The following is a 1,104-nucleotide window of genomic DNA, read 5'->3' as shown; positions in this document are numbered from 1 at the left end:
CCAGATGTGCGGACTCGCGTTCGGCTCGCAATTGGGCCAGGCACTGGGCCAACTGTCCACCGAGGTGCTCTCCTCCACGGACATCGGCTTGCCCCACCACTGCCCGGCATCAGCGCTCGCCCGCGCCAAGCGACACCCCGTCGAGGACATACCAAAATCAGCCGAGCCATTGAGGTTTTCTCAACGAAATGATCTCGCTGTTGCTGGGGCATGAGGGTGGCTGTGGACAGGCGTGAAGCCCCTGGTAGGACAGGTCTTTCTCACAAGACCGCCTGTCACCGGGGGCTTCACGTTGGTCACCTATGCTGCCGTACTCGACGTTCCGCGTCATGTCGTTGAGTTTCTCGCCCGGCTGCTGGCCGGCCATCGTCGCCGGATCGGCACCCCGAAGGGCTCGCGGGCGCTGGGACCATTCCGGCAGGCCGTGCTGGTGCTGCGCTGGTTCCGGGAGCGGTCGTGCGTGCACTGCCTGGCGCGGGACGCGGGAATCTCTCAGGCCACCGGCTACCGCTACCTGCACGAAGGCATAGACGTCCTGGCCGAGCAGGCCCCGGATCTGCACCGGGTCCTTGCAGAGTGCCGAAAGCGGGGCATGAACCACCTGGTCCTGGACGGCACGCTGATCGAGTCCGACCGCGTCGCCGGTACCCACATGAGCGCCGCGGGCAAGGAGGTGGACACCTGGTATTCGGCGAAACACAAGGCATTCGGGGCGAACGTGCAGTTCCTGTCCGCCCCGAACGGCACCCCGTTATGGGTGTCCGAAGCCGAGCCCGGCTCGGTGCCCGACATCACCGCCGCCCGAATGCACTGCCTGTCAGCCCTGTACAAGGCGGCCGCCGACGGCCTGCCCACCCTCGCCGACGCCGGCTATCAAGGCGCCGGGATCGGCATCCACCACCCGTTCAAGAAGCCCCCTGGCCGCTCCCACCTGCAACTTCACTCCGACACCCGCACCTACAACGCACTCCTGCGAGGAGTTCGGGCGCTGGGCGAACGAGCTGCGGCCGAGCTGAAGGAACACAGCCCGGAGAAGAAGCGCGGCTTGTTCGGCAGCATCCCGCAGATCGGGCTGGCTCTCGGGTTGGCCTTGGGCACAGGAAT

At 66.5% G+C, this 1,104-nt stretch carries 1 protein-coding gene and 1 pseudogene; both read left to right on the top strand.

The window, feature by feature from the left end:
• Positions 1 to 94: pseudogene (locus ACFT1A_RS30990) on the top strand (zinc-dependent metalloprotease); the annotation flags it as partial.
• 138 nt (positions 95 to 232) lie between these two features.
• A partial coding sequence (locus tag ACFT1A_RS30985) for a transposase family protein (RefSeq protein WP_378450112.1) occupies positions 233 to 1,104 on the top strand: 872 nt, incomplete at its 3' end.

It is taken from the genome of Rhodococcus sp. NPDC057135, from assembly GCF_042670865.1.
In the GTDB taxonomy this organism is placed as follows: Bacteria; Actinomycetota; Actinomycetes; order Mycobacteriales; family Mycobacteriaceae; genus Rhodococcus_F.
Note: the sequence above shows the minus strand (reverse complement) of the source record. Positions and strands in the feature narration are given on the sequence as shown.